This window comes from Aeromicrobium sp., assembly GCF_036675695.1.
Taxonomy (GTDB): Bacteria; Actinomycetota; Actinomycetes; order Propionibacteriales; family Nocardioidaceae; genus Aeromicrobium.
In genome coordinates, this window is the sequence record NZ_JAKFEL010000258.1 from 1 (window position 1) to 3,108 (window position 3,108).

1 protein-coding gene is annotated in these 3,108 nt (G+C 63.0%); it reads right to left on the reverse strand.

Annotated elements, in window-relative coordinates; translation table 11 throughout:
• Positions 1-195 precede the first annotated feature (195 nt).
• Positions 196-3,015: a UPF0182 family membrane protein gene (locus tag V6M39_RS17195; protein ID WP_332645042.1), complete on the reverse strand. Its 2,820-nt coding sequence runs from the start codon at positions 3,013-3,015 to the stop codon at positions 196-198.
• Between the last annotated feature and the right edge of the window lie 93 nt (positions 3,016-3,108).

The window sequence follows — 3,108 nt, forward strand, 5'->3', positions numbered from 1 at the left end:
GGGACAGGATTTGAACCTGTGACCTCTGGGTTATGAGCCCAGCGAGCTACCGAGCTGCTCCACCCCGCGTCGCTCTCGCTACTTTACGGGGCGGCGACCCGCGGATCAAATCCGGGGTCGCCGGGTTTCAATACGCTCCGCCCCCGCAAGCGGGAGGTACCCCCAGTTCCTCGGAGCTACTCAACCACCGGCTGGTTACTTCTTGGGCGCGTCGATCAGCTTGCGAGCTGCGTCGATCGCGTCGTTCATCTGGTTGATCCGGCGCTGGTACGTCGCCAGGTCACCCTTCTTGAGCGCGTCCTGAGCGTCGTTGAAGTGATCGGACGCCTCCGCGAGCAGCTCCGACGCCGTCTTGGCGTCACCAGGCTCCTGAGGGGTACCCGGCGTGCCTTCGTCATCTGGAGTCGTCCCCTCTTCCAGACCAAGCGCAACGCGAAGCGCCTCGTCGAGCGTCGTGCCGAAGCCGACATCGCCGCCGAATGACGCAATGACGAACTGGAGCACCGGATACGAGCCCTCGACCGCACTGCGTTGGATATAGACCGGCTGCACGTACAGCAGGCTGTTGCCGACCGGAAGAGTCAGCAGGTTGCCGGGCTTGATCGTGGCGTCAGACTGCCGGTACTGCAGCAAGGCCTGCGAGACACCCTTGTCGGTGTTGAACGCGTTGGCGATCTGGCTTGGACCCGAGATCTGCGTCTCGCTCGGCAGCTGCAGGATCTGCATCTTGCCGTAGTTCTCGGTGTCGGTCGCCTCGGAATTGACCGACACGAACGCCGCGAGGTTCTGACGACTGTTGGGCAGATAGACGCTGGTGACGGAGAACTTTGGATCGTCCTCACCGGGGCGAGCTGTCGACAGGTAGTAGGGCGGCTGCAGCACCTTGGTCTTGACGGCCGGGTCCTCCGGAACCTTCCAGCGTTCGCCGTCTTCGTAGAACGTCTGCTCATCCGTGACGTGGTAGCGCTGCAGGACATCGCGCTGCACCTTGAAGAGGTCGACCGGGTAACGCAGGTGCTCGAGCAGCGCGCTGTTGATCTTCGACTTGGGCTCAACAACGTCGGGGAAGACCTTCATCCAGGTCTTGAGCACAGGGTCCTTGGTGTCCCACTGGTAGAGCTTGACGCTGCCGTCGTAGGCATCGACAACTGCCTTGACGGAGTTGCGCATGTAGTTGACCTGATCCGTGGGCAAGGCGGCCTGGGCGTTGCCATCGGTCAGCGTGTCAGCTGTCGCCTCTCGCAACGAGCGGTGCTCGGAGTTCGGGTAGGAGTTGCTCGTCGTGTAACCGTCAACGATCCACACCACCCGGCCGTCGACGACGGCTGGATAGGAGTCGCCATCAACGGTCAACCATGGCGCGACCTTCTCGACCCGCTTGCGGGGCTCACGGTCATACAGGATCTTTGACTCGGCGTTGACGCGGTTGGACAGCACAATCTTGGGCTCCGCGAACTTGAACGCATACAGCGCCTTGTTGAACATGCCGCCGATCGGGACTCCGCCCTTGCCGTCGTACGTGTTCTGGGTGGCGTTTGCCTTGTCATCGCCACCAGAAGCGCCCCCGCGCGGAATGTCGACCTCGATCGGCTTGGCACCCTTGGGTCCACCGACGATCGAGTAGGTCGGCGACTTCTCGCCGAAGTAGATGCGCGGCGGGGTTGTCGTCTTGAGCTCGCCGACCGGCGGGATGTCGCGCACGACAAAGACCGGCTCACCGTTGGGTCCACGCTGGTTGCCGCGAGCAGCGATGACGCCATAACCGTGCGTGTAGACGGTGTGGTCGTTGGCCCAGTTGCGCTGGGATGACTGCAGACCATTCAGGTCGAGCTCACGCGCCGCGATGATGGTGTCTTGCGGCTGGTCGTCGTCGCCGAGCTTGTAACGGTCGACGTCGAGCGTGGACGGCACGGCGTAGTAGCCACGCACCTGCTGCAGCTGTTCGAATGCCGGCGAGATCAATGTCGGGTCCAGGAGCCGGGTGCTGACCCGCGACTCAGCCGACTCGGCAAGCTCGGCGGGAGTCAGCGTCGTGGTGGCGGTGTAGGACTCCACTTCGACGTCCGCGACGTCGTACGCATCTCGCGTCGCCGCGATGTTGCGGGCGATGTACTTGCCCTCCTTGTCGGGCTCCGACGGGTTGACCTGGAAGCCCTGCATGACGGCGGGCCAGATGGCACCGATCAGGATCGAGGCGACGGCAAGAAGACCGAGGCTCATGGCCGGGAGCGCCCACGAGCGGATGAACACCGAGGCGAAGAACAAGACGGCGCACAGAATGGCGACGTAGATCAAGATGTTCTTGCTCGGGATACGAGCGTTGGCATCCGTGTAACCGATGCCGTCGAAGAGCTTCGATGAGGCGATCGCCAGTCCGAAGCGGTCGAGGTAGTAGGACACAGCACGCAGCAGAACTCCGAGGCCGACCAGCACCGAGAGGTGCACTTGGGCGGCGCGAGTGAGCTTGGGGCCGCGGCCGGAGATGCGAATGCCGCCGTACACGTAGTTGACGAAGATCACCGCGAGCACCGTGATGACGATCATCGCGAACGAGAAGGAAGTCAGGAACCTGAACCACGGGTACTCGAAGACGAAGAAGCTGACGTCCTTGCCGAACTGAGGGTCCTTGATCCCGAACGACGTGCTGTTGCTCCACATCTTGAACGTGTCCCAGTGGCTGGCGGCCACGGAGCCGGCGAAGCCGGTGAGCACGACACCCACGACGATCAGGACGGGACGCAGGATCGGGGTCAGCGCAAGGCGATAGCGGTACGCGGGGTCATCGCGGCGTACCGGCACGGATTCGGGACGGGTTCGATAGGCGATGTAGAGGTTCGCCACGACGAACAGTCCGAAGATCAGGCCCATGATGAGGAACAGCGCGATTCGCGTCGTCAACACGCTTTGGAAGACATCGCTGTAGCCAACGGACTTGAACCACAGGCGATCGGTCCACACGCTCGTGAAGATCGAGCCGAGGAACAGCAGCACGGCGAGGGTGACCAGCGTGGGCACCAGAACACGACGTCGGCCATCAGGCGGACGCGGCGCGGATCGCGGTCGGGGTGTTCCGAAGATGTCGCTCACGGTGCTCCTGTGTAGGGGTGA